Origin of the sequence: Mesorhizobium sp. Pch-S, assembly GCF_004136315.1 — a bacterium.
Classification (GTDB): Bacteria; Pseudomonadota; Alphaproteobacteria; order Rhizobiales; family Rhizobiaceae; genus Mesorhizobium.
Window position 1 is genome coordinate 840,538 of sequence record NZ_CP029562.1, and the last position, 23,839, is coordinate 864,376.

Consider the following 23,839-nt stretch of genomic DNA (forward strand, 5'->3'; position numbering starts at 1 on the left):
GAGGGATGCTCCTGGCGAAAACGACGAGTTGGAGCGTTTCCGCGAAAAACGGAAACGCTCTGGAGAGGTTCGGGATGCAGGCAAGCGGAACGATCGCGCCGCAGGCGACGACACTGCTGCTCGACGCACTGGCCAGCAAGGGTCAGGAGCCGGAGAGCATCCTGGCGCGGCTCGGGCTTACACGCTCGAGTATAGCGGAAAGCAGCGACAGCACGCCGCTGGCGATCTTCACCACCATCCTGGAAGCCGCGGCGCGCGAGAAAGGCGACATCACCTTCGGCCTGAAGCTCGGCCGCAGCTACAACCTGCCGGCGCTGGGCTCCATCGCCACCGTCTTCTTCACCGCGCCGACACTCGGCTGGGCATTTTCCAAATTCACCAGCTACTTCTCCAGCCTGCAGAGCAACACCGAGGCGCGGCTGGACGTCTCGGGTGACCTCGCCAGGCTGAGCTATTCGATCTCCGATCCAACCGTGCGGCTTCGCCACCAGGATGCCGACTTCACCGTCGCGCTCGAGCACAAGATGCTGACCGACATCATCGGGCCACGGCGCGCCATCTCGCATGTCGACCTGGAGCATGACTGCGCAAGGGATGTCGATGCCTATCGCAGCTATTTCGGCTGCGCGGTGCAGAGCGGACGACCCCGCAATGCCATCTATTTCCCCGCCGCCTATCTCGAGCACAGCGTTCCCGGTGCTGATCCCGTGGCCAACGCGAAGGCTGAGGGAGAGCTTCAGGAAAAGCGCTCCACGCTGCAGCAGGAGGTCGACCTGGTCACCGCCCTGCAGGCGTGGATGAGCGCCGCGATTGCGCGTGCCTTCGACGCGGATGTCGAACATGCCGCCGCCGATTTCGGCGTCTCGCTGCGCACCTTCCAGCGGCGCCTGGCCGAATGCGGCGTGAACTTCCTCGATATCCGTAACAAGGTGCGCGTGCAGATCGCCAAATGCATGCTGGTGGCCACCGACATCCCGTTGACGACGATTGCACTGCAGCTCGGCTACAGCGAGCCCAGTGCTTTCTCGCGCAATTTCAGAAGCCAGGTCGGCGAGACGCCTGCCGACTACCGCACCCGGGAAAGGCATATCTGATCGCAGGGCGGCCGATCGCCTGCATTTTGGCGCATTCTGTCAAGCGGGTCGCCGAATTGGCGATGCAAAGTCCCAGTCGAGAGCCTGTAGCTGCCCAGGGAGGAGCGGAGAGGGGCTGCGGAGGGGGACGCCGGACGAGCAGAAGCACGACGGCAGACCTTGTCGACATCATCCGTGGCCGCGATCCTTTCTGCCACCTCCAGTTTAGCACGCATCCCTGTCGGTACGGCATGGTTGCAGCACATCGATGGGCCGGCGCGGAAGGAACGAGCAAAGGGGAGGACCACCAATGCGTTTGGGTCTGTTCGCAGCGGCCTTGCTGGCCGGTACGGCGATCTTGCCTGCCTACGCCCAGGAGGCGGCCAAGGAAATCCAGCCGGAGGAGATTACCAACGTCAAGATTCCGGCCGGAACCGAAATGCTCTTTTCCATGGACCTCGCGCTGAACCACGTGGTGGACGGGCGGATCTATGCAATGGATGCCAAGACGCTGAAGCCGATCGGCATCATCGGCACCGGCAGCCTCGGCATGGCCCAGTTCCCGCAGGGTTCGAAAGACATCTATGTCGCGACGACGCATCTTTCGCGCACGACGCGCGGCGAGCGGTCGGATTTTGTCGAGGTCTATTCCGGCGAGGATCTTACCTTCAAGGAGGAGATCCCGATCTCCAAGAACAGGGCGCAGGCGCTGAACTATCGCTCGCTGTTCCAGCCGTCGGCCGAAATCAAATATCTCTTCGTGCAGAATGCCACCCCGGCAACCTCGGTGACGGTCGTCGATCTCGCCGCCAAGAAGCAGATCGGCGACATTCCCAACCCCGGCTGCTACGGCATCTTCCCCTCGGCCAAGACCGCGACACGGTTCGCGACCCTGTGCGGTGACGGCACCGTCGGCACCATCGACGTCAAGCCGGACGGCACCGGCGAGATGAAGCCGTCTGAAACGATCTTCGATCCGGACAAGGATGCCATCTTCACCAGCGCCTATCGCTGGGGCGATTATTGGGTGTTCCCGTCCTATGGCGGCAACATCTATGTCATCGACGTCGAAGGCGACACCGCCAAGCTGGTCGACAAGATCGAAGCGGCCAAGGATGTCGAAGGCAACTGGCGCCCAGGCGGCTACCAGCCGCTGACGGTGCACGACAAGAACGGCATCGCCTACATGCTGATGCACTCCAACGGCACGGAAGGCAGCCACAAGAACCCCGCCGAAGAAATCTGGGCGATCGACCTCAAGGCCAAGAAAGTCATCGGTCGTTCGAAATCGGTGCCGGCCATCGGCCTGACCGTCAACCAGGGCGACAAGCCGGCGCTGTTCGCGATCGACGGGCTCAAGGCCGAAATCGTCCGTTACGACCTGCCGGAAGCAGGCAAGGATTTCGCGCTGACGCCTTCGGCCACAGCCTCAGGCGGAGACCTGCCTGACCAGGTCGAGGTGCGATAGCCGCCATGGTAGCGCTGCACCCGATCCTGGTGGTCATCGCGGCGGGCACGCTGGTCTGCGTCTTCGCCCGCGCCGCCATGCACAAGGTCACCGACCTCACCATGTTCGTGCACACGATGGGCGGCTATCGCCTGTTGCCCGCAGCACTGCTGAGGCCGGCGGCGCTCGGCCTGCTGGTTATCGAAATCGCGGTGATCCTCGGCCTGATCGTGCCGGCGACCCGACCGTTCGCGGCAGGCATCGCGCTTGTCCTGCTCGCCATCTACGCCGGCGCCATTGCCGTCAACCTGGTGCGCGGCAACACGCATATCGACTGCGGCTGCGGTGGCGCAGGGCAAGGCCTGTCCTGGTATCTGGTGGCGCGCAACGCAGTACTGGTCATGCTTTGCCTGGTGGCGATGGCTTCCCTGCTTCCGGTCGAGATGACTGCCGTGGCCTGGCTGAGTGCCGCGGCCGGCATCCTCTCCGCCATCCTGCTTTTCGCAGGCATCGAAAAACTCATCGACAACTGGTCCTGGCTGCAGGCGTCCAACCGCGCGTTCGAGCAGCACAATCACGAGGGGCACGACTGATGGATCCGCTGGTTGTAGCCGTGATCGTCCTGTGGGCGATCGTCATAGTCCTCCTGGTCGTCGTCTTCGCACTGGCGCGACAGGTCGGCATCCTGTTCGAACGCGTGGCGCCAATGGGTGCGCTGATGACAGACGCCGGCCCGAAGATCGGCGAACAGTCGCCACGCTTCGACCTGCTCACCCTGGACGGCAAGCCACTGACGCTCGGGCCGGCGGCCCCGAAGAGCACGCTGGTGTTCTTCCTCTCGACCACCTGCCCGGTCTGCAAGAAGCTGTTGCCGGTTCTCAAGTCGCTGAAGCAGGCGGAAGCGCAGAAGCTCGGCATTGTCATCGCCTCCGACGGCGATGCGCTGGAACACGCCGAATTCCGCCGCGCCGCCGGCCTGGCCGACTTCCCATACGTGCTGTCGCGCGACCTCGGCATGACCTACCGCATCAACCGCCTGCCCTTCGCGGTGCTGCTCGACCCGCAGGGCGTCGTGCGCGGCAAGGGGCTGGTCAATTCGCGCGAGCAGCTGGAAAGCCTTCTCAATGCGCAGGATCTCGGCCAGGCGTCGATCCAGAACTGGATCGAAGCCGAAGTCGCCCATCGCAGCTAACGAGACGGGTTAGAATTAGGGGAGACACGTTATGTCGAAACTGATCGACAAACTCTTCGGTGCCATCGACCACGTCACGGAGCGGGGATCGCGGCAGATGGCGCACCGACTCGGGCGCCGCACCTTCCTGTCCTTCGTCGGCAAGGTGGCCGTCGGCGGCGCGATCATGCCGCTGCTGCCTTTCGACCGGGATGGTGGCGGCACTGCCCGTGCCGCCGCGGAAAAGACCGACCAGGAATGCGAATACTGGCGCTATTGCGCACTCGACGGCTTCCTGTGCACCTGCTGCGGCGGCACCATCAACCAATGCCCGCCCAATGCGCAGATTTCCGCTGTGACCTGGGTCGGCACCTGTCAGAATCCGGGCGACGGCAAGGATTATCTGATCAGCTACAACGACTGCTGTGGCGTCGCTTCCTGCGGCAAGTGCCTGTGCAACTTCAATTTGCGCGAACGGCCGGGCTATCGCATGGGCGTACACAACGACATCAACTGGTGCATGGCCAACACCCAGACCAACTACCACTGCACCGTGGCGGCCGTTGTCGGTCTCGGCAACAGCAATGGCTGAAGCAATTCCAGCGAAAGCGCATGGCGGTTCTGCGTCCGGAATTGTGCTCAGACAGGGAGCTGCAACCGGCTTCGCCGTGGCGCTGGCGATGCTGGTCACGGGCAGCGCACTGGCCGACGATGCGGCCCTGTTCACACAGACCTGCGGGGCCTGCCATGGCAAGGGCGGTGTCGGCATACCTGGCATGGCGCCGCCGCTCGCCGGCGCCGACTGGGCAAAGGGCGGAAAACCGGACAGCCGGACTTATGTGCCGACCGTCATCCTGAACGGCCTCTCCGGAAAACTTACGGCCGCCGGCCGCACCTATCAGAGCGTCATGCCGGCGCAGAAACAGCGCAAGGACGACGAGATCGCGACGCTGGCCAACTATGTGCTTGCGACACTGAACACCGCCCCGGCCGACTTCAAGCCGTTGACCGCCGCGGATGTGACGGCGCTCCGCGCCAACAAGGTCGATCACAAGGCGCTGCTCGGGACGCGCTCGCAGCTGGTCCAGTGACAATGAGACGTGCCGCCTTCGCCTCCCTGATCCTCTCGATGGCTTTCGCCGGCATCAGCCCGGCCGTCGCCTCGGAGAGCGGCCAGATCCTCTACCGGCTGCACTGTTCGGGCTGCCATGGCGCGCAAGGCAATGCGGCCACGGTCGGCCGTATCCCGGCACTCGCCGGCAATGTCGGCACCTTCATGAAATCGGCGGAGTCGCGGACCTTCCTCACCCAGGCTCCAGGCATCATGAATTCCGGCCTCAACGACAAGGATGTGGCGACGTTGATGAACTGGCTGGTTCCGGCGCTGGCGAAGGAGTCGCTGACCGAGCCGTTCAAGCCTTACTCGGTCGACGAAATCGCGCATTCGCGCGCCAGCCGCCCGCCGGATTTCTTTGTCGCGCGGCGCAAGGTGGCCGAGAACCTGCAGAAACAGGGCTATGCGCTGCCGAACTACTGAATGGCCAGCATGAATACCAACCCACCGGCCCTGAACATGAACGGAAACTGTCGATCTCAGCTTACCGGAATCCAACCAGTTTTTCGTGGATCAGTACACACAGCAAAACGATCACGACGCCTGCCGCCAAGACGACAATGGACTGAGTGGAAAAATCTCCATCCAGATACATCCCCCCGGCACCGGCGAACACCATCATGCAGCCTATCGCGCCGATTGCCCACGCGATCCATGCGGCCCCCCAGCGAGCCATTGCTTTGAAAAGGCTGACTATTTTCTTATTCATGGCAACCGCAATCCGAACAGCTAATCGTATCGCTTCAACCATGATCCGTGCTGGACAACAATCGCACCCCGCACATCAGGCCTTCGGCACCACCAGGTTTTTGGCTAGCTTCTCATCCACCTCGACCCGATCGCGACCCTGCCGTTTGGCGCGATAGAGCGCGGCATCGGCGCGCGCTGTCATTTCGCCGAGGCCTTCACCATGCCGTGCCGAAGCGACGCCAAAACTGGCCGTGAGTTGATGGCTTTGTGGCAACCCATCAAAACGGTTCCTGCGCACATTCTCCCTCAGCCGCTGCGCAAAGACATGCGCACCGGCGGCGTCGCAATTTGGCAGCAGATAGGCAAACTCCTCGCCGCCGAGCCGACCACAGACGTCGACCTGGCGCATCGCATCGTGCAGCAGATGGCCGAATGCCTTGAGAACCGCATCGCCAGCCGGATGCCCGAAGGTGTCGTTGATGGTCTTGAAGTGGTCGATGTCGACCAGGATAAGGCTGATCGGCCAGTTGCGCGCGTCGGCAAGAAGTTCATGCGCCCGCTCGTCAAAGCCGCGCCGATTGAGCACTCCGGTCAGGGGATCGACGGCGCGTTCGTGACGCAGGTCCGCGACCATGTCGCTGACGGTCACCGCAAACAGTGCTAGCGCCAGCATGACACCCAAAACCGCGAGCGAAAACTGCAGTGCCAGCCAGAAGGGCGAGGTACCGAATGTTCCGGCCGATGGCGCCACCGTACCGACCGTCAGCACCGTACGCGGGAAGAAATGCAGCGAAAACGCAAGCAGGACCCAGAACAGGACCTTCTCGGCGAACATGCCCGCACGCAGCTGGCGCAGCCGCCAGGCGGTGGCAAGACAGACCAGCCCGTAGCCGAAGTTCAGGATGTAGATGCGAACGATCAGCTGGCGGTCGACATAGAAGAAATAGGCGATGCCGCCGCAGATCAGGACGAGAACGGCGAGATAGCCGACCAGGCTCAAGCGCTGGCCGGAACGCCGGAGCAGCCCGTCATTGAGCAGAAGCACGCTCAGCGTATAGAGGAAGGACGACGCCATGGCGTTGGGGCCGTGCCCGTCCGGCACGGCCAGGATCTGCGACAAGGTGCCCAGGCAGAAGAAAACGCAGGCAGCGCAAAAGAACAGCAGATATCGAAGCCGCCGGTCGCGCAGCCAGATCGCCACGAAACTCGCGGCGAAAACCAGCAGGATGGCGGGTCCGATCAGGACAAGGGGATTGGAAGGGACGCGCATGGCAGCTCGGCGGTCCTGGAACGCGGCGAAGCTTTCGCATAGAAGCCGGCCCCTCGCAACGATCGAAGCCGAGTCAGGTTAGCGCCTCGTCAATGCCAGGCCGTAAAATCATGGAATATGGCGGCTGCCCTAAACTCGTCTCGGTCCGCGCCTTGCAACGCGACACAGCATCCGGAACTAGTCTTTCGTGTAGTCAGGCCCGACACGCGTCGGCAAACCATCGGCGAGTATCAGCCAAGGGAGCTTCTCCTCAAAAGCGACATGCAGCGTGGGTTCGAATTTTTCTGGCTCCTCCATGGCTGCGACAAAAAAGTGCATCACGTCGGACATCTTCTTTGAGCGGAAGGACAGCGGCGAGCCGCAGTGATCGCAAAATGTTCGTTCCACACCAGGAGAAGAATTGAACGCCTTTGGCTGTTTGCCCAACCATCGCCATTGGCCGTCCTGGACGCCAATGTAAGCGGTCATTGGCGCAGAACATTGCCGCCGGCAACTCTCACAATGACAGACAACGCAGGCCTGTGCCGGACCATCGACCTCAAAAGCAATGGCGCCGCACAAGCAATGACCACGCATGAGAATTCTCCCCAAGTCGAGATGGACAAGGTAGTACCGCGCGTGAGGGAGGTCACCGTGAAATGCGCCGAGGTGGCGCCCGATTCCGACATCTGGTGCCAACGTTCTGCTCGCCTTGCTTCCAGGAAACCTTTCGGGCCTTCAGCCGAGGAAGCTATTCCGCGAGGCCCATTGCCCGCACGAGCCACGTCCGGAAAGCCACGACCTCCGCGCGCTTTCGTTGCGCCACTGTGGAGACGAGATAATACTGCAGGTCCGATCTGACCGTTTCCACGAAGGCTTGCACGAGTTTTCCGGCCGCGAGCCTGTCCGCGACCAGGCTGGTGCGAACCAGGGCAAAACCTTCACCGGCCTCGCAGGCGCCAATCATGTCGGCGAATGTCGGAAAACACGGCCCGCTGTCGAAGCCGATCGGGCCTTTGCCTTGTCCCGCCGTCCCGCCATAAAGCTGCCCGTGCCAACGCTCCCAGTCCAGGACGGTGTGCCTGGCGCCCCCATAGCGGAGCAGCGGTGCCTCCAGCAGCGCGTCGCTGGCCGGTAACTTGGCCAGCAGACCGGGCGAACAGACGACGAGTTCGTAGTCATCCGTCAACCGGAGGGCACCATCATGGGCCGGCGCCCCCATCAGCCAGATCGCCACGCCGACATTTTCGGCATCCAGCTGCGCACGGCGGTATTCGATCGTGACACTGACGTCGATCGCCGGATTGGCCGAACAGAAACCCGGCAACCGTTGCTGAAGCCACTGCGTCGCGAATTCCGATGTGGTCGAAATGCGCAGCTTGCGCGCCCCCTCTACCGACCTCGCCTCGTCGAGCACGCGCAGCAATCCTTCCACGGCTTCCGTCACCTTGGGGACGATCGTGCCCGCTTCAGGGGTCAGTTCGACACCGGCTCGTCCGCGCAGGAAAAGCGTGCAGCCCAGCCATCTCTCCAATTGCGCGATCTGATGGCTGACGGCGGTCTGGGTCAGGCCGAGGTCCAGCCCCGCGCGTGTGAAGCTGCGCTGCCGATACACGGCCAGCATTGAAAGCAGGCTTTGCAGTGAAGGATATGTCCTGCTGCTTTGCATTCAAATTCTTCATGCAATGGATACGGTGGTTTCATTGTACCGGCGACACCGCCTAATGCAACTGTCAGCCCCATGAGATACTCACGCACAATATACATGAAAATGATTGCTGATCGGCTCTTCGCACGACCGCGAACCCGCGGGATCGATCCGCGGGATCTCGACGACTATCTGATGCGCGACATCGGCCTCATGCGACCCGCCCGCCGGGCGCCGTATTTCGAGTATCTGTGAGGCATGAAGCACCGAACCATCGCGTCGCCGCCCGTGCAGCCTGATCGATATCGGGAGCGCCACCGGCGGCCCAGGCGACAAATCCATCGGGGCGCACGAGCACGGCCCTCAAACCGAGGCAATCCCTTGGCAGACCGGCCACATAGGCAATCCTGCCATCCCAGCGGTTTGCGAGTGTCTGGAGAAGCGTGCTGGCATCAAAATCCAGCAACAGGCCCTTGCCTGCCCTGAGGAGATCGCCAACCTTCCTTCCGTCGGCCAGCTCGAAATCGGGAACGCTATGTCCCACCAGCGGATGGCTGTCGCCAAGATCATAGTGAAGAGAGACGCCCCAAACGCGCTCGGCAAAATATGTCGCCCCGTCGCGCGTGGCGATGAGGTCACGGATGATGGCTTCGAGCGCACGCGAACTGCGGCTTGGCCGCATCAGCGCGACCTGGGCGCGTGACCAGTCCAAAACCTGCGCACCGACGGGATGCCGCTCGCTGGTGTAGCTGTCGAGAAGACCGGCTGGCGCATCGCCATAGATGGTGGAAGCCAGCTTCCAGCCAAGGTTCATCGCATCACCGAGCCCCAGATTGAGGCCCTGGCCGCCGAGGGGAGAATGGATGTGAGCGGCGTCGCCGGCCAGCAGCACCCGTCCCTTGCGGTAGGAGGTTGCCTGATAGGCCCGATCGGTCCAGGTGGTGGCCAGACGAAGCGAGGTCAGGGAAACATCCGTGCCGGACACCCGACGCAACACCGCCTGCGCATGATCGAGCGTGACGGGCTGGCTTCTGTGGTAGGCACCACCGTCGAAGTCGACCATCCCAATGGTTCCGGGCTGCGCGTAGGTATACATGCCGGTCGCGGTGTAATGACGACCCTGCTGCAGCTTGTCCGGATCGGCAAGCTCGACTTCAAGCGAATAGCCGGTGAATTCGGCATCGGTGCCGACGAATTCGAAGCCACCCGCCTTGCGCACCCTGCTGCGCCCGCCATCACAGCCGACCAACCAACGCCCGCGGAACGTCTCGCCGCCAGCGCGGACGACCACGCCGTCGTCGGACTGATCGAAGCCTTCGACGCCGAGGCCGCGTTTGATCTCGACGCCCGCGGTGCCGGCATGGGTTGCCAGGACTGTTTCCAGGGATTGCATCTCGACGGCCATGCCCGTGCCGCTGGGGCTCGGCAGCCGATATGGCCACTTCGCGGTATCGATATGGTCATGAAAGAACTGGATGCCCGCGAAATGGCCTCCCGGGCGATGCGGCTGTCGCGCCCAGTGCGCAACCGCAGAGGCATTGTCCTTGGCCGCACCTTGCGCGGCTGCAACATCATCCAGCAAACCGCGCCGGTAAAATGCGTCGAGCGTGGGCACTGAAAGACCCCGCATGCCGAATGGAAGGCGCTTCAAGGGTGAACCCGGGTCTTCGGCTTGCTCAAGCACCAGCACGGAAAGGCCTGCGAGGCGCAGTTCGCCGGCGAGGAACAGGCCGACAGGGCCGGCCCCCGCAATGACGACATCATAGATCATGGAGAAATCCTCCCGGACTTGCGGCGCCGCTCATTTCAGCGCGAAACCAATATTTTTACACTCAGTGTAAGCTTATTTATGATATAGGGCTCGACATGTCAAATCCGCCAGGCCTGCGAGATCGCAAGAAACAAGAGACGCGTCAGGCGATCTCCAACGTAGCGACGCTCCTGTTCGTCGAGCACGGCTTCGACCAGGTCTCCGTCACGGACGTAGCGCGCGAGGCCGGCGTCGCAAGAAAGACGGTGTTCAACTACTTCGCCCGCAAGGAAGACCTGGTCTTCGATCGCGAGGACGAAGTGCGGGAGCTGGTGCGTACGGCGCTTGCCGATCGGGGCGGACAAGCGCCAGTCCGCGCCTTCCAGAGCTTGATGCGGAGGCTGGTCGACCAGCAGCATCCCGTGTTCAGGATCACCGATCGACCCATCCGGTTCTGGCGCATGGTGGCCGAGAGCCCGGCACTGACGGCACGCGCCTGCGAACTCCAGGTGACACTGGCCGACGATCTCGCGGCGATGATGGCCGATGCTGCGGGCGGACCGCGCTCAGACCCTGCCGCGCATCTGGCAGCGACAATGCTGATGGCCACGCTGGTGGTTGGCTATCGCGAGGCCCTGCGCGCCTTTCGCGCGAACCAAAAACCTGAAGCAGCTTTGCTGCACGTCATGCAACGGGGTTTTGCCGGCGTCGACGCCGCACTCGCCGGCACGCCGTACATCTGACTTCAAAAAGCGACGCCTCCACCGGCGCATCGACCAGTGCGGGTCGCCATCCCAACGATGTATTTAACACGCTAAGCATGACAAGCTGGCAAAGGTAGGCTATAGATGCGGCCTGCGTGCCTTTGTCATTTGGGGTCCATTCCGGCGACGGACCGGAGACCCCACCCACCGACCGGGACGGCCCATGTATCGGCTTGACGATCGTCAGCGAAAGAAGCTGGAGAGCATTCGCAAGGCCCTCGTCCTGCAGATCGACGAGGCGGCGCGGGATGGCCACGATTTGCTTGCGCATCTGCTGGAAATGGCGCGTAGGAGGTCTCCGCGATCCTGAGCGACACCCCGAGGGCGAAACACTAGGCGGAGTGGCGCGCCCGAATCTAAGTCAGGCTTTTCGAAAACCGCAGGCCGCTATGTTCGTATCCGAGCCGGGCGTAGAGGCGGTGCGCGTCTTCACGATGTCTGCTCGGCTTCACCGTAACGTAGCCAATGCCGTTCTCGCGAAACCATTTCTCTCCCCGCTCCACCAGCAGTGCGCCGATCCCACGCCCGCGGAAGCGAGAGGAAACGACCAGTGCGATGATCGCACCCTGCGGATCGTTGCTGAAAAGTGATGGTGAAGCAGAGACCGCAACCATCCCGGCGGCAACGGCTTCATGGACCATCACGAACACCGCATGATCTGCCCGGCCGGCCAGGGTTGCCATCCGAGCCGCCATTTCGTCGATTGAGGTCGGATAGCCGAGTTCGGTCATCAGATGCGCCAGGCATGGGGCATCCCCCGGGACAGCGTGTCTTGTCTCCACCTCGATCCCCGCGATTTGTTTGCCGGCGCATGCCCAACATAGGCAGCGCGCATGACGGGGACGCGACGGGTTGCCATTCAGAACCAGAATTTACCACATCAAGTCACCCGCCGCCGCCTTGCCGCAGTTTCCGGTTGATCCGGCGGCCATTTTGTGCAATTAAATGACCGACCGGTCGGTGAATTACATAAGCACTACAGATCGACGGGGAGGAACGCGTGCGAGCAGCTCTGGTCCGCAGTGCAGCTGGCGCATCGACAAGCAGCCATGCCCACGCGCCGTCGCTGGTCCGTGCGGAGCATCTGGCGTCCCTTCCTGTCACCACATCGATCCTCCAACGCTTCTGACGCGGTCAGGAAGGAGACGTCGCCATGTACGCACAGATGGTCAAGACGGACGCGGCCCGGGTGAAGAGCCTGGACGAGATGGAGCCGCAGGAGCGTGCCTTCCAGGAGCGGATCGATGCCGGCCAGAAGATCGAGCCCAAGGAATGGATGCCGGAGGCCTATCGCAAGACGCTGATCCGGCAGATTTCCCAGCACGCCCATTCCGAGATCGTCGGCCAGCTGCCCGAAGGAAACTGGATCACGCGCGCGCCGACGCTTGAACGCAAGGCGATCCTGCTGGCCAAGGTGCAGGACGAGGCCGGCCACGGCCTCTACCTCTACTGCGCGGCCGAGACGCTCGGCATCAGTCGCGACGAGATGTACGAACAGCTGCATTCCGGCAAGGCGAAGTATTCCTCGATCTTCAACTATCCGACGCTGAGCTGGGCCGATATCGGCGCCATCGGCTGGCTGGTCGATGGTGCCGCGATCATGAACCAGGTGCCGCTGCAGCGCTGTTCCTATGGGCCTTACGCACGCGCCATGGTTCGCATCTGCAAGGAAGAAAGCTTCCACCAGCGCCAGGGTTTCGACATCCTGACCGTGCTCTGCAAGGGCACGCCCGAGCAGAAAGCGATGGCTCAGGACGCGCTGAACCGCTGGTGGTGGCCGTCATTGATGATGTTCGGCCCTTCCGACGATGCCTCGGTGCATTCGGCGCAATCCATGGCTTGGAACATCAAGCAGGATTCGAACGACGAACTGCGACAGAAATTCGTCGACCAGACCGTGCCGCAGGCAAAATTCCTCGGCCTCACCGTCCCCGATCCGGACCTTAAGTGGAACGAGGAGAAGGGCGGCCATGATTTCGGCGAGCCGGACTGGACCGAATTCTTCGAGGTGATCGCCGGCAACGGCCCCTGCAACCGCGAGCGGCTGGAAGCCCGCCGCAAGGCCTGGGGCGATGGCGCCTGGTTCCGCGACGCACTCACCGCCCATGCTGAAAAACATGCCGTTCGCAAGACGCCGGCGGCAGCAGCGTAAACCGCGATGGAGCGTACAATGGCACCCTCCCCGATCCTGAAGACACTGCTTCTGATCTGCGTCGCCTTCTTCCTGTGCATGGGTGCAGCCCATTTCCTTGGCCTCAAGGTGCCGGTGCTGTTCATCTATTTCGACACGCCTTTCTATGCCTATCAGGATCGCATCATCTCCTTCACCCTGGTCACCTATGCAGCACTGTTCTTCGCTGCCTCGCGTGACCGCGCCGTGGTGCCGTTCGCGTTGATCTCGATCTGGGCGACGGTGATCGGCCTTGCCTACATCAACCAGTCCAGCGAACTCGCCGAGGTGCTGAACGGAAGCAGCACCACGATCTACTGGCTGCAGACGGCTGCACTTGCCGCTCTGGCGGTGGTGCTGACGGGACTGTTCATGAAAGAGCGCGGCTCGAGCGCACAAAGGAGCCTGACATGACAAGCGAATGGCCCCTGTGGGAAGTCTTCATCCGCGGCCAGCATGGCCTCAATCACAGGCATGTCGGCAGCCTGCATGCGCCGGATGCCAAGATGGCGATCCACAATGCCCGCGACGTCTACACGCGCCGCAATGAAGGCGTGAGCATCTGGGTGGTGCGCTCGTCCGATGTGGTGGCCAGCGCGCCGTCCGACAAGGGCCCGCTGTTCGACCCCGCCAATTCCAAGGTCTACCGCCACCCGACCTTCTTCGACGTCCCGGACGAAGTGGGCCATATGTGATGAGCACGACTGCTACCGCCACAGCGGAATTCGCGCTGCGCATGGGCGACAACTGCCTGATCCTCGGCCATCGTGATTCCGAATGGTGCGGGCATTCGCCGGCGCTCGAAGAAGACATCGCGCTGGCAAACACCGCACTCGACCATGTCGGCCAGGCGCAGTTGTGGCTCGGCCTTGCCTGCGAGATCGAAGGCAAGGGCAAGACGGCCGATACGCTTGCCTTCCTGCGCGACGCCTCCGGCTATCGCAACATTTTGCTGGTCGAGCAGCCGAATGGCGATTTCGGCCGCACCATCATGCGCCAGTTCCTGTTCGATGCCTGGCATCTGCCGATGCTGAAGGCGCTGACCAACTCCAGCGACAGGCGCATTGCCGAGATCGCGGAGAAGGCGTCCAAGGAGGTCGCCTACCATCTCGAGCGCAGCACCGACCTGGTCGTGCGCCTTGGCGATGGAACCCGCGAAAGCCAGGGCCGGATGCAGTCGGCGCTGGATTTCCTGTGGCCATACACCGGCGAGATGTTCCTGGGGGATGCGCTGGACGAAGAGCTGGAGACTGCAGGCGTAGCCCCCGCACCTGCTTCGCTACGACCAGCATGGGATCAGCATGTCGGCCGCACGCTGGCCGAGGCGACGCTCAAGGCACCGGACAGGAACTATGCCCAGAAGGGTGGCAAGCGCGGTGTGCATTCCGAACACCTCGGCTTCATCCTGGCCGAAATGCAGTTCCTGCAGCGCGCCTACCCCGACGCGAAATGGTGAGGCCACGATGAACGTCGCCGCCATCTCTCGCCCTCGCCTCAGCCAGATCTGGTCGTGGCTGGCCGATATCCCGGATCCGGAAATCCCGGTCATCTCGGTCATCGACCTCGGCATCATCCGCGATGTCGCCTGGCGTGGCGACACGCTGGAGGTGACGGTGACGCCGACCTATTCCGGCTGCCCGGCTACCGGCGTCATCAATTTCGAGATCGAACGGACCCTGATCGAACACGGCATCGAGAAGCTCGAGCTCAAGCGTCAGCTGTCGCCGGCCTGGACCACTGCCTGGATCAGCGCCGGGGGCCGCGAAAAGCTCAGCGCCTATGGCATCGCCCCGCCCCAGGAAGGCACCGCGGCCTGCGCCGGAGCGCTCAAGCCCCTCACCGTCTCGTGCCCGCAATGCGGCTCGACGAAAACCGAGCGCGTCAGCCAGTTCGGATCGACACCGTGCAAGGCGCACTATCGCTGCACCGAGTGCCTGGAACCCTTCGATTATTTCAAGAGCATCTGAGGCGCCGATGGCCCGCTTCTTTCCCCTTGAGGTCACTGACGTCCGCCGCGAGACCCGCGACGCCGTCGTGGTGACGCTCGCCCCGCGCGCAGAAGACCGTGAAGCCTTCGACTTCACGCAGGGCCAGTATCTTACCTTCCGCCGCTCGTTCGACGGAGAGGAGCTGCGGCGTTCCTATTCGATCTGCGCCGGCAAGGATGAAGGACAGCTCAAGGTCGGCATCAAGCGTGTCGACGGCGGCGCCTTCTCGACCTGGGCCAATGAGGAACTGAAGGCAGGCGACGCGCTGGAGGCGATGGCGCCGATGGGCGCGTTCCACGTGCCCCTGCAGCCCGACGTGAGCCGGCATTATCTCGGCTTCGCCGGCGGCAGCGGCATCACGCCGGTGCTGTCGCTGATCAAGACGACGCTGGCGCGAGAACCCGGATCACGCTTCACGCTGATCTACGGCAACCGCTCGATCAACTCGATCATGTTCCGGGAGGAGCTGGAAGACATCAAGAACACCCATCTCGGCCGCTTCAACGTGGTGCATGTGCTGGAAAGCGAGGCGCAGGAGATCGACCTGTTTTCGGGACGCATCGATGCCGAGAAATGCGCGCGCCTGTTCAAGGGCTGGGTCAACATCGCCGCCATCGACATGGCCTTCATCTGCGGGCCGGAGCCGATGATGCTGGCGATCGCCGCATCGCTGCGCGAACACGGACTGCGCGACGACCAGATCAAGTTCGAGCTGTTTGCCTCGGCGCCGCGCCGTGCAAAGCATGTCGTCAAGACCGCCGTAGACGGCGCCAAGGCAGAGACCTGCAGGGCGACGATCACGCTCGACGGTTCCACCCGCGTCATCGAGATGGCGAAGAAGGGAGAAACCATCCTGGAGGCAGCCTTGGCGGCCAGCCTCGATGCTCCCTATGCCTGCAAGGCAGGTGTCTGCTCAACCTGCCGCGCCATGGTCCTGGAGGGTGAGGTGGAGATGGAGACCAACCACGCGCTGGAAGACTACGAGGTGCGCCAGGGCTATGTGCTGACCTGCCAGTGCCATCCTTTGTCGGACCATGTGGTGGTGACCTATGACCAGTGATCCGACCGATACGATGTCGCTGGACGACTATCTTGCCCAGGGCGGCAAGCTGACGACACCGGAAAACGCGCCACCGCGCTATCGCGGCGAATTGCTGCGCTTGATGGCGACCTTCGTCGACAGCGAGCTGGCGGGTGCCGCCGGCTTTGCCGACATCATCAACCAGGGACCCGGCATCAAGGAGCGCATCGCGGCCTCGCGTATCGTTCTGGAGAAACTCGACCATGCCGAGCGGGTGCTTGCCGTGATGGGCGAATTCGGCGCCGACATTTCACGCTACGCCAGCCATCATCCCTGGACCGCGCGCGTCGCCCGCGACAGCGACCTGGGCTCGGCCCGCCATGGCTCGGACATGCGGCTGGCCGTGCTGCACTATCCGCTGCAGAACTGGCTCGATGCGGTGGTGATGAACGTGCTGATGGGCCGGGCCGTCATTATCCAGCTCGACGAGTTTTCCAGGCTGTCCTACCAGCCGCTGGGCGACATCTTCCGGGCGATCCTGCCACGCGAGCGCCGGCATACGGAACTCGGCGAAGAGGGCTTGCGCAAGCTGCTGCAGGACACGATCAACAAGCCTGCCATCTTGACATCGATCGCCTACTGGCGCCCTCGCGTCGCGGCAAGCTTCGGCGCCGCCGCCTCCCAGCATTTCGACACACAGAAGAAGTTCGGCCTGCGTCATACCGGCAACGCGGAACTCGCCGCCGAATGGGCGCGCCAGGTCGACAGTTTGCTGGGCGATATCGGCCTGCGCTGATCCCCTGCCCGCCTTTCACAGTCATCGAGGAGCCAGCCATGAACGCGCCCGTCAAAAATGTCCGCCAGCTGGAATCCTACATCGCCGGGCAATGGGTCCGCGGGGCTGGCAAGGCGGTGCCCTTGCTCGATGCCGCCACCGGCGAGCCGGTGGCGCTGATCGACGCCAGCGGCATCGACCTCAAGGCCGCGCTGAGCTTCGGCCGTGAAACCGGCAACCCGGCGCTGCGCAAGATGAGCTTCCACGAGCGGGCACTGATGCTGAAGGCGCTTGGTCAGGCGCTGATGGAAGCCAAGGAAGAATTCTATGCGCTGTCGACGGCGACAGGTGCTACCCGCACCGACAGCTGGATCGACATTGAGGGCGGCATCGGCACGCTGCTTTCCTACGCATCGAAGGGCAGGCGCGAGCTGCCCAACACGCAAACGCTGGTCGATGGCGACGTCGAGCTGCTGTCGCGTGACAACAGCTTTTCCGGCCAGCACATCTTGACGCCGCTGGAGGGCGTGGCGGTCCACATCAATGCCTTCAACTTCCCCTGCTGGGGCATGCTGGAGAAGCTGGCTCCAACGCTGCTCGCCGGCATGCCGGCGATCGTCAAGCCGGCCAGCCAGACCGCGTATCTGACCGAGCTGATGGTGCGCCGGATCATCGACCTCGGCATCCTCCCCAAGGGCGCGTTGCAGCTTGTCAGCGGTTCGCTCGGCGACCTGCTCGACCATGTCGACTGCCAGGATGTGGTGACCTTCACCGGCTCGGCGGCGACCGGGCGCAAGCTGAAGGCCCATCCGGCGATTGTCGAAAACTCCGTGCGTTTCACCATGGAGGCAGATTCGCTCAACGCGGCGATCCTGGGACCGGATGCCGTTGCAGGCACGGATGAATTCGATCTCTTCGTCAAGGAAGTGGCGCGCGAGATGACCGCCAAGGCCGGGCAGAAGTGCACCGCCATCCGGCGGGTGATCGCGCCGCGCGCCAGTGTCGACGCGCTCGTCCAGGCGCTCGGCGATCGACTGGCCAGGACCCCGCTCGGCAATCCCGGCGAGGAAGGCATCAAGATGGGACCGCTGGCAAGCCTCGCGCAACGCGACGAGGTTCGGGCCCGGATCAGGGACCTGCAGGGCGACGCCGAAATCGTCGCCGGCGATCCGGACCGGCCGAATGTCGCCTCCGGCGATGCCGAAACAGGCGCATTCCTCAGCCCGGTCCTGCTCTATTGCGACAGGCCGGATGCGGCGAAGGCGGTTCATGATGTGGAGGCCTTCGGACCGGTCAGCACCATCATGCCTTACGAAACCGCCGGGGAAGCGGCCGTGCTGGCGCGGCGTGGCAAGGGCAGCCTGGTGGCATCCGTGTTCACCAACGACCCGACATTCGCACGCGATACCGTGCATGCGCTGGGGCCGTGGCACGGCCGCGTCATGATCGGCAATCGTGCGAGCGCGAAGTCGTCGACCGGCCATGGCTCACCCTTGCCGGTACTGGTGCATGGTGGACCCGGCCGCGCCGGCGGTGGCGAGGAACTCGGCGGCATGCGCTCGGTCAAGCACTACATGCAACGCACGGCAGTACAGGCAGCGCCCTGGCTGCTGTCGGAAGTCACCGGCCGCTGGATGCAGGGTGCGAAGGCCAGGCACGACACCATGCACCCCTTCCGCAAGTCACTCGCCGAACTGGAAATCGGCGACCAGCTGGTGACCGGCACGCGCACGGTGACGCTGGAGGACATCGAGCATTTCGCCAGTTTCACTGGCGACACCTTCTACGCCCATATGGACGAGGAAGCGGCCAAGGCGAACCCATTCTTCGAGGGACGCGTGGCGCATGGCTACCTGATCGTCTCCTTCGCCGCCGGCCTGTTCGTCGACCCGGCGCCGGGCCCTGTGCTGGCCAACTACGGCGTGGACTCGCTACGCTTCCTCACGCCGGTCAATCCGGGCGACACGCTGCAGGTGACGTTGACGGCCAAGCAGATCAACCCGCGCGAGACCGAAAACTATGGCGAGGTGCGCTGGGATTGCACGGTAACCAACCAGGACTCGCAGGTGGTGGCGCAGTACGACGTGCTGACCATGGTGGCGAAAAGCTGGCCGCAGTAGTTACGGCCAATTCCCAGCCTCACGCCACCTGCCGAGCGTCTCGACTGCAGGCTCGTTTCGGTCGATGCAATGTGGTTGGGACAGGCCTCCGCCTGTCATCGCGTAGGCTTGGGCAGATCGGCTTTTGCGAGCGCCGCTCTCTGTCCCGGTCTGAGCTGTTTCAGGCCGCGAAGAAAGGCCGTCGCGTTTTCGTCGCCGTAGGCCCGCTGGCTGATGGCAAACAGCAGAACGCCGCTCTTTCCGGAGGCGTCGCTGTATGGCGCATAGCGGTAGGCATTCCACTCGACGATTGCCTCGCCCTTGGAATCCTTGCCGCTGAGGATGAAATCGAGCACCACCTCTTTGGTGGCATTGTTCTGCAGGACTTCGAAATTGACGAGAGGATCGCTGGCCTTTCGCTTCTTGAGCATGTCGACCTGCGCACCGACAGCCTCGCCAACCGTGACCCCGCCCGTCACAAGCTCGACAAGCAGCATCTGGTCGTAACTCTCGACGCGCTGGCCCGCGGGCACGTATTCCTGCTTGGTGTAGTTCTGCGACGGCTGGGAGGTCCATGCCAGCCGATACGATTTCCCATCGAACGCGATGGGCCCCGGAACACCCAGAAAATCGGCAACTTCGGCGGCGGCCGGTGCTGCGATCATGACGATCGCGAGGAGCGCTGCGACGGGCAGTGGAAATCTCATGATCGTTCTCCGTGTGCCAGGGCGGTGTGGATCATATGCTGCCGCGCTGCGGGGGACCAACAGTCCGTTTCAGCGAGGACAGGTTGAATAACCCCGGCCTGGATCGACCTGGCCGCCGCTATCACACCGGCACCTGCCCGTGCACCTTGATGTCCTTCAGCACCAGGTTGGTGCGCACATGGGCAATGCCGGACAACCTGAACAGGAAGTGTTCGAGGAAGTCGTTATAGGCGTCCTTGTCGCGGCAGACGACATGCAGGTGGTAGTCAGCCTCGCCGGTGGTCGAAAAACACTCCAGCACCTCGGGCCGTGCCGCGACGCGCGAGACGAAAGTGGCGACATGATCCGCCTCGTGCCGCGACAGCATGACATGCACCACGGCCGAGAAACTCAAGCCGGCCTTCACCGGATCGACGACCGCGCCATAGCCGGAAATGATGCCGGCTTCTTCCAGCGATCTGACCCGCCGCCAGCAGGCGGACGCCGACATGCCCGCCTTCTCCGCCAGTTCCTGATTGGAGATGCGCGCATCCTGCTGCAGCAGCCGCAGCAGAATCCGGTCCGGTTCGGTGAGTTGCATTGAAAACGCTTTCCTTCGGTCAATTCTACCAATCTGATAGCCCAATTCGGTAGAGTCTACCATATTGTGCGTGCACAGAGGTGAGACTGACAGGATATTTCAAGCGGCAAGCGTAGACTGAACTGGATGGTACCCTTTCGGGAGATCCGGCCGTGGCTGACGCTGCCCCCTCGCTTGCCGACTACAATCTCAACGACCGCTACACGAACAGGGACGGCCGCGTCTTCCTGACCGGCACGCAGGCACTGGTGCGCATCACGCTTGACCAGGCGCGGCGCGACAAGGACCGCGGCCTGAACACCGCGGGCTTCGTTTCCGGCTATCGCGGCTCGCCACTCGGCGGCGTCGACCTCGAACTGTGGCGAGCCAAGGACCTCGTCAAACAGCACGGCATCGAATTCCTGCCTGCGGTAAACGAGGATCTCGCCGCGACTGCCGTGCTCGGCTCGCAGCAGGTCGAGACCAATCCGGAGCGGACGGTCGAAGGCGTGTTTTCGATGTGGTATGGCAAGGGACCAGGCGTCGACCGCGCCGGCGACGCGTTGAAGCACGGCAATGCCTATGGCTCCTCGCCGCATGGTGGCGTGCTGGTGGTGGCCGGTGACGATCACGGCTGCGTGTCGTCCTCCATGCCGCATCAGTCCGATGTCGCCTTCATGGCCTGGTTCATGCCGACCCTGAACCCTTCCTCCGTCGGCGAATATCAGGCCTTTGGCGAATATGGCTATGCGCTGTCCCGCTTCACCGGCATGTGGGTCGGTTTCAAGGCAATCTCCGAAACCGTGGAGAGCGGCCAGTCGGTGGAAATCGTTGCCGACCGGCAATTCCAGAAACCCGACTACGCGCCGCCGCCTACCGGCCTGCACTATCGCTGGCCTGACCTGCCTGGCCCGCAGATCGAAGAACGCATGGAAGCCAAGAAGATGGCCGTCTATGCCTTCGCCGATGCCAACCCGATCGACCGGCGCGTCTACGACATAGCCGACGCAAGTTTCGGCATCGTCACCACTGGCAAGGCTCATCTCGACCTGATGGAAGCGCTGCGGCTGCTCGGCCTTGACGAGAAGGCCTGCCGCAAGCTCGGCATCGACATCTACAAGGTCGGCATGGTGTGGCCGCTGGCGCGCCGCGACGCGCTGGAGTTCGTGAAGGAAAAGAAGGAGATCCTCGTCGTCGAGGAAAAGCGCGGCATTATCGAAAGCCAGCTCAAGGAGTATTTCTACGACTATCCGGGCCACAAGCCGCACTCGATGGTCGGCAAGCGCGACGAGGATGGCAACCGGCTGATCTCGTGGATCGGTGAGCTGTCGCCGCGCATGCTGGCGCCGATTGTCGCCAAGCGGCTGGACATGGTGTTTCCGAACCTGCGCCTGCTCGACCGAGCGGCATCCCTGCTGCCGGAATCGGAACGGCTGATCCAGGTGCCGGGCGCGGCGCGCACGCCCTATTTCTGTTCCGGCTGTCCGCACAACTCGTCTACCAAGGTGCCGGAAGGCTCCAAGGCGCTGGCCGGCATCGGCTGCCATTTCATGGCAAGCTGGATGGACCGTGAAACGACATCGCTGATCCAGATGGGCGGCGAAGGTGTGAACTGGGCGGCGTCCTCGCTGTTCACCGGCAAGGGCCATATCTTCCAGAACCTCGGCGAAGGCACTTATTATCATTCCGGCTCGATGGCGATCCGTCAGGCAATCGCGGCGAAGGCCAACATCACCTACAAGATCCTGTTCAACGACGCGGTCGCCATGACCGGCGGCCAGCCGGTGGACGGCCCGATCAGCGTTCAGGCGATCGCGCAGGAAGTGCGCGCCGAAGGCGTGGAACGCATCGCGCTTGTCTCCGACCAGCCGGACAAGTTCAGCATCGCGGCATTCCCCCCGGGCGTGACGCTGCACCACCGCTCGGAACTCGATGCCGTGCAGCGCAACCTGCGCGAGGTGAAGGGCGTCTCGGTGCTGATCTACGAACAGACCTGCGCCACTGAAAAGCGCAGACGACGCAAACGCGGCACGATGGAAGATCCCAAGCGTTTCGCCTGGATCAACGACCTGGTCTGCGAAGGCTGCGGAGACTGCTCCGTCGAGTCCAACTGCCTCAGCGTCGAACCGAAGGAGACGCCGTTCGGCCGCAAGCGCAAGATCAACCTTTCCAACTGCAACAAGGACTTCTCCTGCCTGAACGGTTTCTGCCCGAGCTTCGTGACCGTGGAAGGTGCGGTGCGCCGCAAGCGGCAGGCAAGCAGCGAGGATTTCAGTGCCCGGGCCGCCGCACTGCCCCTGCCGGATGCCCCCACGCTCGACCGCCCTTATGACCTGCTCGTGACCGGTGTCGGCGGCACCGGCGTGGTGACGGTCGGCGCACTGATCTCGATGGCGGCGCATCTGGAAGGCCGAGGCAGTTCGGTGCTCGACTTCACCGGCTTCGCGCAGAAGTTCGGCCCGGTGCTTTCCTTCATCCGGCTGGCAGCAACGCCCGATGCCATCAACCAGGTGCGCATCGATGCCGGCGCGGCGGACGCGCTGATCGGCGGTGACATCGTGGTGTCATCCTCGCCGAAGGCGTCGGGCTGCTATCGGGCCGGAATGCAGGCGGTGGTCAACATGGCGGAGATGCCGACCGGCGACATCGTGCGCTTGCGTGATGCCGACCTCTCGACCCGGCGCCGGCTGAAGGAAATCGAACGCGTGGCAGGAGCCGACAATGTGCGTGCGCTGGATGCAAACGCGCTTGCCGAGCGGCTGTTCGGCGATGCCGTCTTCGCCAACATCATCCTGCTTGGTTACGCCTGGCAGCGGGGCCTGGTGCCGATCGGATACGACGCGCTGCAGCGTGCGATCGGGCTGAATGGCGTCGCCGTCGATCGCAACAGACAGGCCTTCGCCGCCGGCCGGCTGGCTGCCGCAGATCCCCGCTCACTTGCTCCCGATCAGCCAGCGGCAGCAGAGAGCCTGGAAGAGATGATCGCGCGACGCGAGGCTTTTCTCGTCGACTATCAGGATTCTGCCTGGGCACGGCGTTATCGCGCGACGATCGACCGGGTACGCAATGCCGAGCGGCCGTTCGGCTCGGAAGTCCTGACTGATGCGGTCGCGCGCTCGCTCTTCAAGCTGATGTCCTACAAGGACGAATATGAGGTGGCGCGCCTGCATATGCAGACCGGTTTCTTCGCCGAACTCAAGCGCGAGTTCGATGGTGACTACACGGTCAACTACCACTTCGCGCCACCCTTCCTGGGTGGTGCTAGGGACGCACGCGGCAGGCCGCGCAAACGCCAGTTCGGGCAGTGGATCCAGATGCCGCTGCGCGTCATGGCGCGGTTGAAGCGACTGCGCGGCACGGCCTTCGACCCGTTCGGCTACACCGCCGAACGCCGGATGGAGCGAGAGCTGATCGGCTGGTACCAGGGCTTGATCGACCGGATCATCGGGCAGCTCGGTACACAGCCACCGGCCGAACTGGTCGAGTTGGCGAAGGCACCGATGGATATTCGCGGCTATGGCCCCGTGAAGGACGAAGCGGTTGCGAAGGTCAAGGCGCGGGTTGCCGCTTTGCTTGACAGCCCGAAGGAGACGCGCAAGGCAGCTTGATCCGGA

The 23,839-nt window shown here is 63.2% G+C and carries 25 protein-coding genes; 17 read left to right on the top strand and 8 right to left on the bottom strand.

Features of this window, described 5'->3' with window-relative positions; genetic code table 11:
- Positions 1 to 74 precede the first annotated feature (74 nt).
- The 7 genes from C1M53_RS03970 to C1M53_RS04000 all read left to right on the top strand — a co-directional run bounded on the left by C1M53_RS03970 (position 75) and on the right by C1M53_RS04000 (position 5,228).
- Positions 75 to 1,094 carry an AraC family transcriptional regulator gene (locus tag C1M53_RS03970; protein ID WP_165358035.1) on the top strand — a complete coding sequence of 340 codons (1,020 nt, stop codon included), beginning with the start codon at positions 75 to 77 and terminating at the stop codon, positions 1,092 to 1,094.
- Between the two features lie 289 nt (positions 1,095 to 1,383).
- Positions 1,384 to 2,541 carry an amine dehydrogenase large subunit gene (locus tag C1M53_RS03975; protein ID WP_165358036.1) on the top strand — a complete coding sequence of 386 codons (1,158 nt, stop codon included), beginning with the start codon at positions 1,384 to 1,386 and terminating at the stop codon, positions 2,539 to 2,541.
- A 5-nt stretch (positions 2,542 to 2,546) separates the two neighbouring features.
- The gene (locus tag C1M53_RS03980; protein ID WP_129411055.1) at positions 2,547 to 3,113 is read left to right on the top strand and encodes a MauE/DoxX family redox-associated membrane protein; all 567 of its coding nucleotides are present in this window, start codon (positions 2,547 to 2,549) and stop codon (positions 3,111 to 3,113) included.
- Complete coding sequence (gene mauD / locus C1M53_RS03985) at positions 3,113 to 3,712, top strand: methylamine dehydrogenase accessory protein MauD (RefSeq protein ID WP_129411056.1); 600 nt, start codon at positions 3,113 to 3,115, stop codon at positions 3,710 to 3,712. Before C1M53_RS03980 ends, mauD begins: the two co-directional genes overlap by 1 nt.
- A gap of 31 nt (positions 3,713 to 3,743) precedes the next feature.
- On the top strand, positions 3,744 to 4,283 hold the full coding sequence (locus C1M53_RS03990) for a methylamine dehydrogenase light chain (RefSeq protein WP_129411057.1): 540 nt from the start codon (positions 3,744 to 3,746) through the stop codon (positions 4,281 to 4,283).
- Positions 4,276 to 4,782 (top strand): cytochrome c, encoded by a 507-nt coding sequence (locus C1M53_RS03995; RefSeq protein WP_129411058.1) that lies wholly within the window; start codon positions 4,276 to 4,278, stop codon positions 4,780 to 4,782. Before C1M53_RS03990 ends, C1M53_RS03995 begins: the two co-directional genes overlap by 8 nt.
- A gap of 2 nt (positions 4,783 to 4,784) precedes the next feature.
- Positions 4,785 to 5,228 (top strand): cytochrome c, encoded by a 444-nt coding sequence (locus tag C1M53_RS04000; protein ID WP_245488565.1) that lies wholly within the window; start codon positions 4,785 to 4,787, stop codon positions 5,226 to 5,228.
- A 61-nt stretch (positions 5,229 to 5,289) separates the two neighbouring features.
- Here C1M53_RS04000 and C1M53_RS04005 read toward each other — a convergent pair whose 3' ends face one another.
- The 5 genes from C1M53_RS04005 to C1M53_RS04025 all read right to left on the bottom strand — a co-directional run bounded on the left by C1M53_RS04005 (position 5,290) and on the right by C1M53_RS04025 (position 10,163).
- Complete coding sequence (locus tag C1M53_RS04005; RefSeq protein ID WP_129411060.1) at positions 5,290 to 5,556, bottom strand: hypothetical protein; 267 nt, start codon at positions 5,554 to 5,556, stop codon at positions 5,290 to 5,292.
- A gap of 33 nt (positions 5,557 to 5,589) precedes the next feature.
- On the bottom strand, positions 5,590 to 6,765 hold the full coding sequence (locus C1M53_RS04010) for a GGDEF domain-containing protein (protein WP_129411061.1): 1,176 nt from the start codon (positions 6,763 to 6,765) through the stop codon (positions 5,590 to 5,592).
- Between the two features lie 177 nt (positions 6,766 to 6,942).
- Positions 6,943 to 7,341, bottom strand: coding sequence for a GFA family protein (locus C1M53_RS04015; RefSeq protein ID WP_129411062.1), 399 nt, complete (start codon positions 7,339 to 7,341; stop codon positions 6,943 to 6,945).
- Between the two features lie 154 nt (positions 7,342 to 7,495).
- Positions 7,496 to 8,413, bottom strand: a complete 918-nt coding sequence (locus tag C1M53_RS04020; RefSeq protein ID WP_129411063.1) for a LysR family transcriptional regulator — start codon at positions 8,411 to 8,413, stop codon at positions 7,496 to 7,498.
- 190 nt (positions 8,414 to 8,603) lie between these two features.
- Complete coding sequence (locus C1M53_RS04025; RefSeq protein ID WP_129411064.1) at positions 8,604 to 10,163, bottom strand: FAD-dependent monooxygenase; 1,560 nt, start codon at positions 10,161 to 10,163, stop codon at positions 8,604 to 8,606.
- A gap of 95 nt (positions 10,164 to 10,258) precedes the next feature.
- Between C1M53_RS04025 and C1M53_RS04030 the strand changes: the two genes are divergently transcribed.
- Positions 10,259 to 10,885 (top strand): TetR/AcrR family transcriptional regulator, encoded by a 627-nt coding sequence (locus C1M53_RS04030; protein WP_129411065.1) that lies wholly within the window; start codon positions 10,259 to 10,261, stop codon positions 10,883 to 10,885.
- A 377-nt stretch (positions 10,886 to 11,262) separates the two neighbouring features.
- Here the strand turns inward: C1M53_RS04030 and C1M53_RS04035 are convergent, their stop codons facing one another.
- Entirely contained in the window at positions 11,263 to 11,637 is a 375-nt protein-coding gene (locus C1M53_RS04035) for a GNAT family N-acetyltransferase (RefSeq protein WP_129411066.1), read from the bottom strand.
- Between the two features lie 422 nt (positions 11,638 to 12,059).
- On the opposite strand from C1M53_RS04035, the gene paaA reads away from it, so the two are divergent.
- The 8 genes from paaA to paaZ are packed head-to-tail and all read left to right on the top strand — an operon-like array spanning position 12,060 to position 18,980.
- Positions 12,060 to 13,058 (top strand): 1,2-phenylacetyl-CoA epoxidase subunit PaaA, encoded by a 999-nt coding sequence (gene paaA / locus C1M53_RS04040; RefSeq protein ID WP_129411067.1) that lies wholly within the window; start codon positions 12,060 to 12,062, stop codon positions 13,056 to 13,058.
- Between the two features lie 18 nt (positions 13,059 to 13,076).
- Complete coding sequence (locus C1M53_RS04045; RefSeq protein WP_129411068.1) at positions 13,077 to 13,490, top strand: hypothetical protein; 414 nt, start codon at positions 13,077 to 13,079, stop codon at positions 13,488 to 13,490.
- Positions 13,487 to 13,771: a 1,2-phenylacetyl-CoA epoxidase subunit PaaB gene (gene paaB / locus C1M53_RS04050; RefSeq protein WP_054313507.1), complete on the top strand. Its 285-nt coding sequence runs from the start codon at positions 13,487 to 13,489 to the stop codon at positions 13,769 to 13,771. Before C1M53_RS04045 ends, paaB begins: the two co-directional genes overlap by 4 nt.
- Positions 13,771 to 14,532: a 1,2-phenylacetyl-CoA epoxidase subunit PaaC gene (gene paaC / locus C1M53_RS04055; RefSeq protein ID WP_129411069.1), complete on the top strand. Its 762-nt coding sequence runs from the start codon at positions 13,771 to 13,773 to the stop codon at positions 14,530 to 14,532. The genes paaB and paaC overlap by 1 nt, the downstream gene beginning before the upstream one ends.
- Positions 14,533 to 14,539: 7 nt before the next feature.
- Positions 14,540 to 15,043 (top strand): 1,2-phenylacetyl-CoA epoxidase subunit PaaD, encoded by a 504-nt coding sequence (paaD, locus tag C1M53_RS04060; RefSeq protein ID WP_129411070.1) that lies wholly within the window; start codon positions 14,540 to 14,542, stop codon positions 15,041 to 15,043.
- A gap of 7 nt (positions 15,044 to 15,050) precedes the next feature.
- Positions 15,051 to 16,124 carry a 1,2-phenylacetyl-CoA epoxidase subunit PaaE gene (gene paaE, locus C1M53_RS04065; protein WP_129411071.1) on the top strand — a complete coding sequence of 358 codons (1,074 nt, stop codon included), beginning with the start codon at positions 15,051 to 15,053 and terminating at the stop codon, positions 16,122 to 16,124.
- On the top strand, positions 16,114 to 16,881 hold the full coding sequence (locus C1M53_RS04070; RefSeq protein WP_245488437.1) for a Phenylacetic acid catabolic protein: 768 nt from the start codon (positions 16,114 to 16,116) through the stop codon (positions 16,879 to 16,881). The genes paaE and C1M53_RS04070 overlap by 11 nt, the downstream gene beginning before the upstream one ends.
- Before the next feature lie 38 nt (positions 16,882 to 16,919).
- Positions 16,920 to 18,980 carry a phenylacetic acid degradation bifunctional protein PaaZ gene (gene paaZ / locus C1M53_RS04075; protein ID WP_129411072.1) on the top strand — a complete coding sequence of 687 codons (2,061 nt, stop codon included), beginning with the start codon at positions 16,920 to 16,922 and terminating at the stop codon, positions 18,978 to 18,980.
- 95 nt (positions 18,981 to 19,075) lie between these two features.
- Here paaZ and C1M53_RS04080 read toward each other — a convergent pair whose 3' ends face one another.
- Together C1M53_RS04080 and C1M53_RS04085 are read right to left on the bottom strand one after the other, a co-directional pair.
- Complete coding sequence (locus C1M53_RS04080; protein WP_129411073.1) at positions 19,076 to 19,666, bottom strand: hypothetical protein; 591 nt, start codon at positions 19,664 to 19,666, stop codon at positions 19,076 to 19,078.
- Between the two features lie 121 nt (positions 19,667 to 19,787).
- The gene (locus tag C1M53_RS04085) at positions 19,788 to 20,246 is read right to left on the bottom strand and encodes an Lrp/AsnC family transcriptional regulator (protein ID WP_129411074.1); all 459 of its coding nucleotides are present in this window, start codon (positions 20,244 to 20,246) and stop codon (positions 19,788 to 19,790) included.
- Positions 20,247 to 20,398: 152 nt separating this feature from the next.
- On the opposite strand from C1M53_RS04085, the gene C1M53_RS04090 reads away from it, so the two are divergent.
- Positions 20,399 to 23,833 (top strand): indolepyruvate ferredoxin oxidoreductase family protein, encoded by a 3,435-nt coding sequence (locus tag C1M53_RS04090; RefSeq protein ID WP_129411075.1) that lies wholly within the window; start codon positions 20,399 to 20,401, stop codon positions 23,831 to 23,833.
- Positions 23,834 to 23,839 lie beyond the last annotated feature (6 nt).

Bases quoted from the DNA above. Each gene is read 5' to 3' on its own strand.
- C1M53_RS03970 (WP_165358035.1), top strand. From the start codon at position 75: ATGCAGGCAAGCGGAACGATCGCGCCGCAGGCGACGACACTGCTGCTC.
- C1M53_RS03975 (WP_165358036.1), top strand. From the start codon at position 1,384: ATGCGTTTGGGTCTGTTCGCAGCGGCCTTGCTGGCCGGTACGGCGATC.
- C1M53_RS03980 (WP_129411055.1), top strand. From the start codon at position 2,547: ATGGTAGCGCTGCACCCGATCCTGGTGGTCATCGCGGCGGGCACGCTG.
- mauD (WP_129411056.1), top strand. From the start codon at position 3,113: ATGGATCCGCTGGTTGTAGCCGTGATCGTCCTGTGGGCGATCGTCATA.
- C1M53_RS03990 (WP_129411057.1), top strand. From the start codon at position 3,744: ATGTCGAAACTGATCGACAAACTCTTCGGTGCCATCGACCACGTCACG.
- C1M53_RS03995 (WP_129411058.1), top strand. From the start codon at position 4,276: ATGGCTGAAGCAATTCCAGCGAAAGCGCATGGCGGTTCTGCGTCCGGA.
- C1M53_RS04000 (WP_245488565.1), top strand. From the start codon at position 4,785: ATGAGACGTGCCGCCTTCGCCTCCCTGATCCTCTCGATGGCTTTCGCC.
- C1M53_RS04005 (WP_129411060.1), bottom strand. From the start codon at position 5,556: ATGGTTGAAGCGATACGATTAGCTGTTCGGATTGCGGTTGCCATGAAT.
- C1M53_RS04010 (WP_129411061.1), bottom strand. From the start codon at position 6,765: ATGCGCGTCCCTTCCAATCCCCTTGTCCTGATCGGACCCGCCATCCTG.
- C1M53_RS04015 (WP_129411062.1), bottom strand. From the start codon at position 7,341: ATGCGTGGTCATTGCTTGTGCGGCGCCATTGCTTTTGAGGTCGATGGT.
- C1M53_RS04020 (WP_129411063.1), bottom strand. From the start codon at position 8,413: ATGCAAAGCAGCAGGACATATCCTTCACTGCAAAGCCTGCTTTCAATG.
- C1M53_RS04025 (WP_129411064.1), bottom strand. From the start codon at position 10,163: ATGATCTATGATGTCGTCATTGCGGGGGCCGGCCCTGTCGGCCTGTTC.
- C1M53_RS04030 (WP_129411065.1), top strand. From the start codon at position 10,259: ATGTCAAATCCGCCAGGCCTGCGAGATCGCAAGAAACAAGAGACGCGT.
- C1M53_RS04035 (WP_129411066.1), bottom strand. From the start codon at position 11,637: ATGACCGAACTCGGCTATCCGACCTCAATCGACGAAATGGCGGCTCGG.
- paaA (WP_129411067.1), top strand. From the start codon at position 12,060: ATGTACGCACAGATGGTCAAGACGGACGCGGCCCGGGTGAAGAGCCTG.
- C1M53_RS04045 (WP_129411068.1), top strand. From the start codon at position 13,077: ATGGCACCCTCCCCGATCCTGAAGACACTGCTTCTGATCTGCGTCGCC.
- paaB (WP_054313507.1), top strand. From the start codon at position 13,487: ATGACAAGCGAATGGCCCCTGTGGGAAGTCTTCATCCGCGGCCAGCAT.
- paaC (WP_129411069.1), top strand. From the start codon at position 13,771: ATGAGCACGACTGCTACCGCCACAGCGGAATTCGCGCTGCGCATGGGC.
- paaD (WP_129411070.1), top strand. From the start codon at position 14,540: ATGAACGTCGCCGCCATCTCTCGCCCTCGCCTCAGCCAGATCTGGTCG.
- paaE (WP_129411071.1), top strand. From the start codon at position 15,051: ATGGCCCGCTTCTTTCCCCTTGAGGTCACTGACGTCCGCCGCGAGACC.
- C1M53_RS04070 (WP_245488437.1), top strand. From the start codon at position 16,114: ATGACCAGTGATCCGACCGATACGATGTCGCTGGACGACTATCTTGCC.
- paaZ (WP_129411072.1), top strand. From the start codon at position 16,920: ATGAACGCGCCCGTCAAAAATGTCCGCCAGCTGGAATCCTACATCGCC.
- C1M53_RS04080 (WP_129411073.1), bottom strand. From the start codon at position 19,666: ATGAGATTTCCACTGCCCGTCGCAGCGCTCCTCGCGATCGTCATGATC.
- C1M53_RS04085 (WP_129411074.1), bottom strand. From the start codon at position 20,246: ATGCAACTCACCGAACCGGACCGGATTCTGCTGCGGCTGCTGCAGCAG.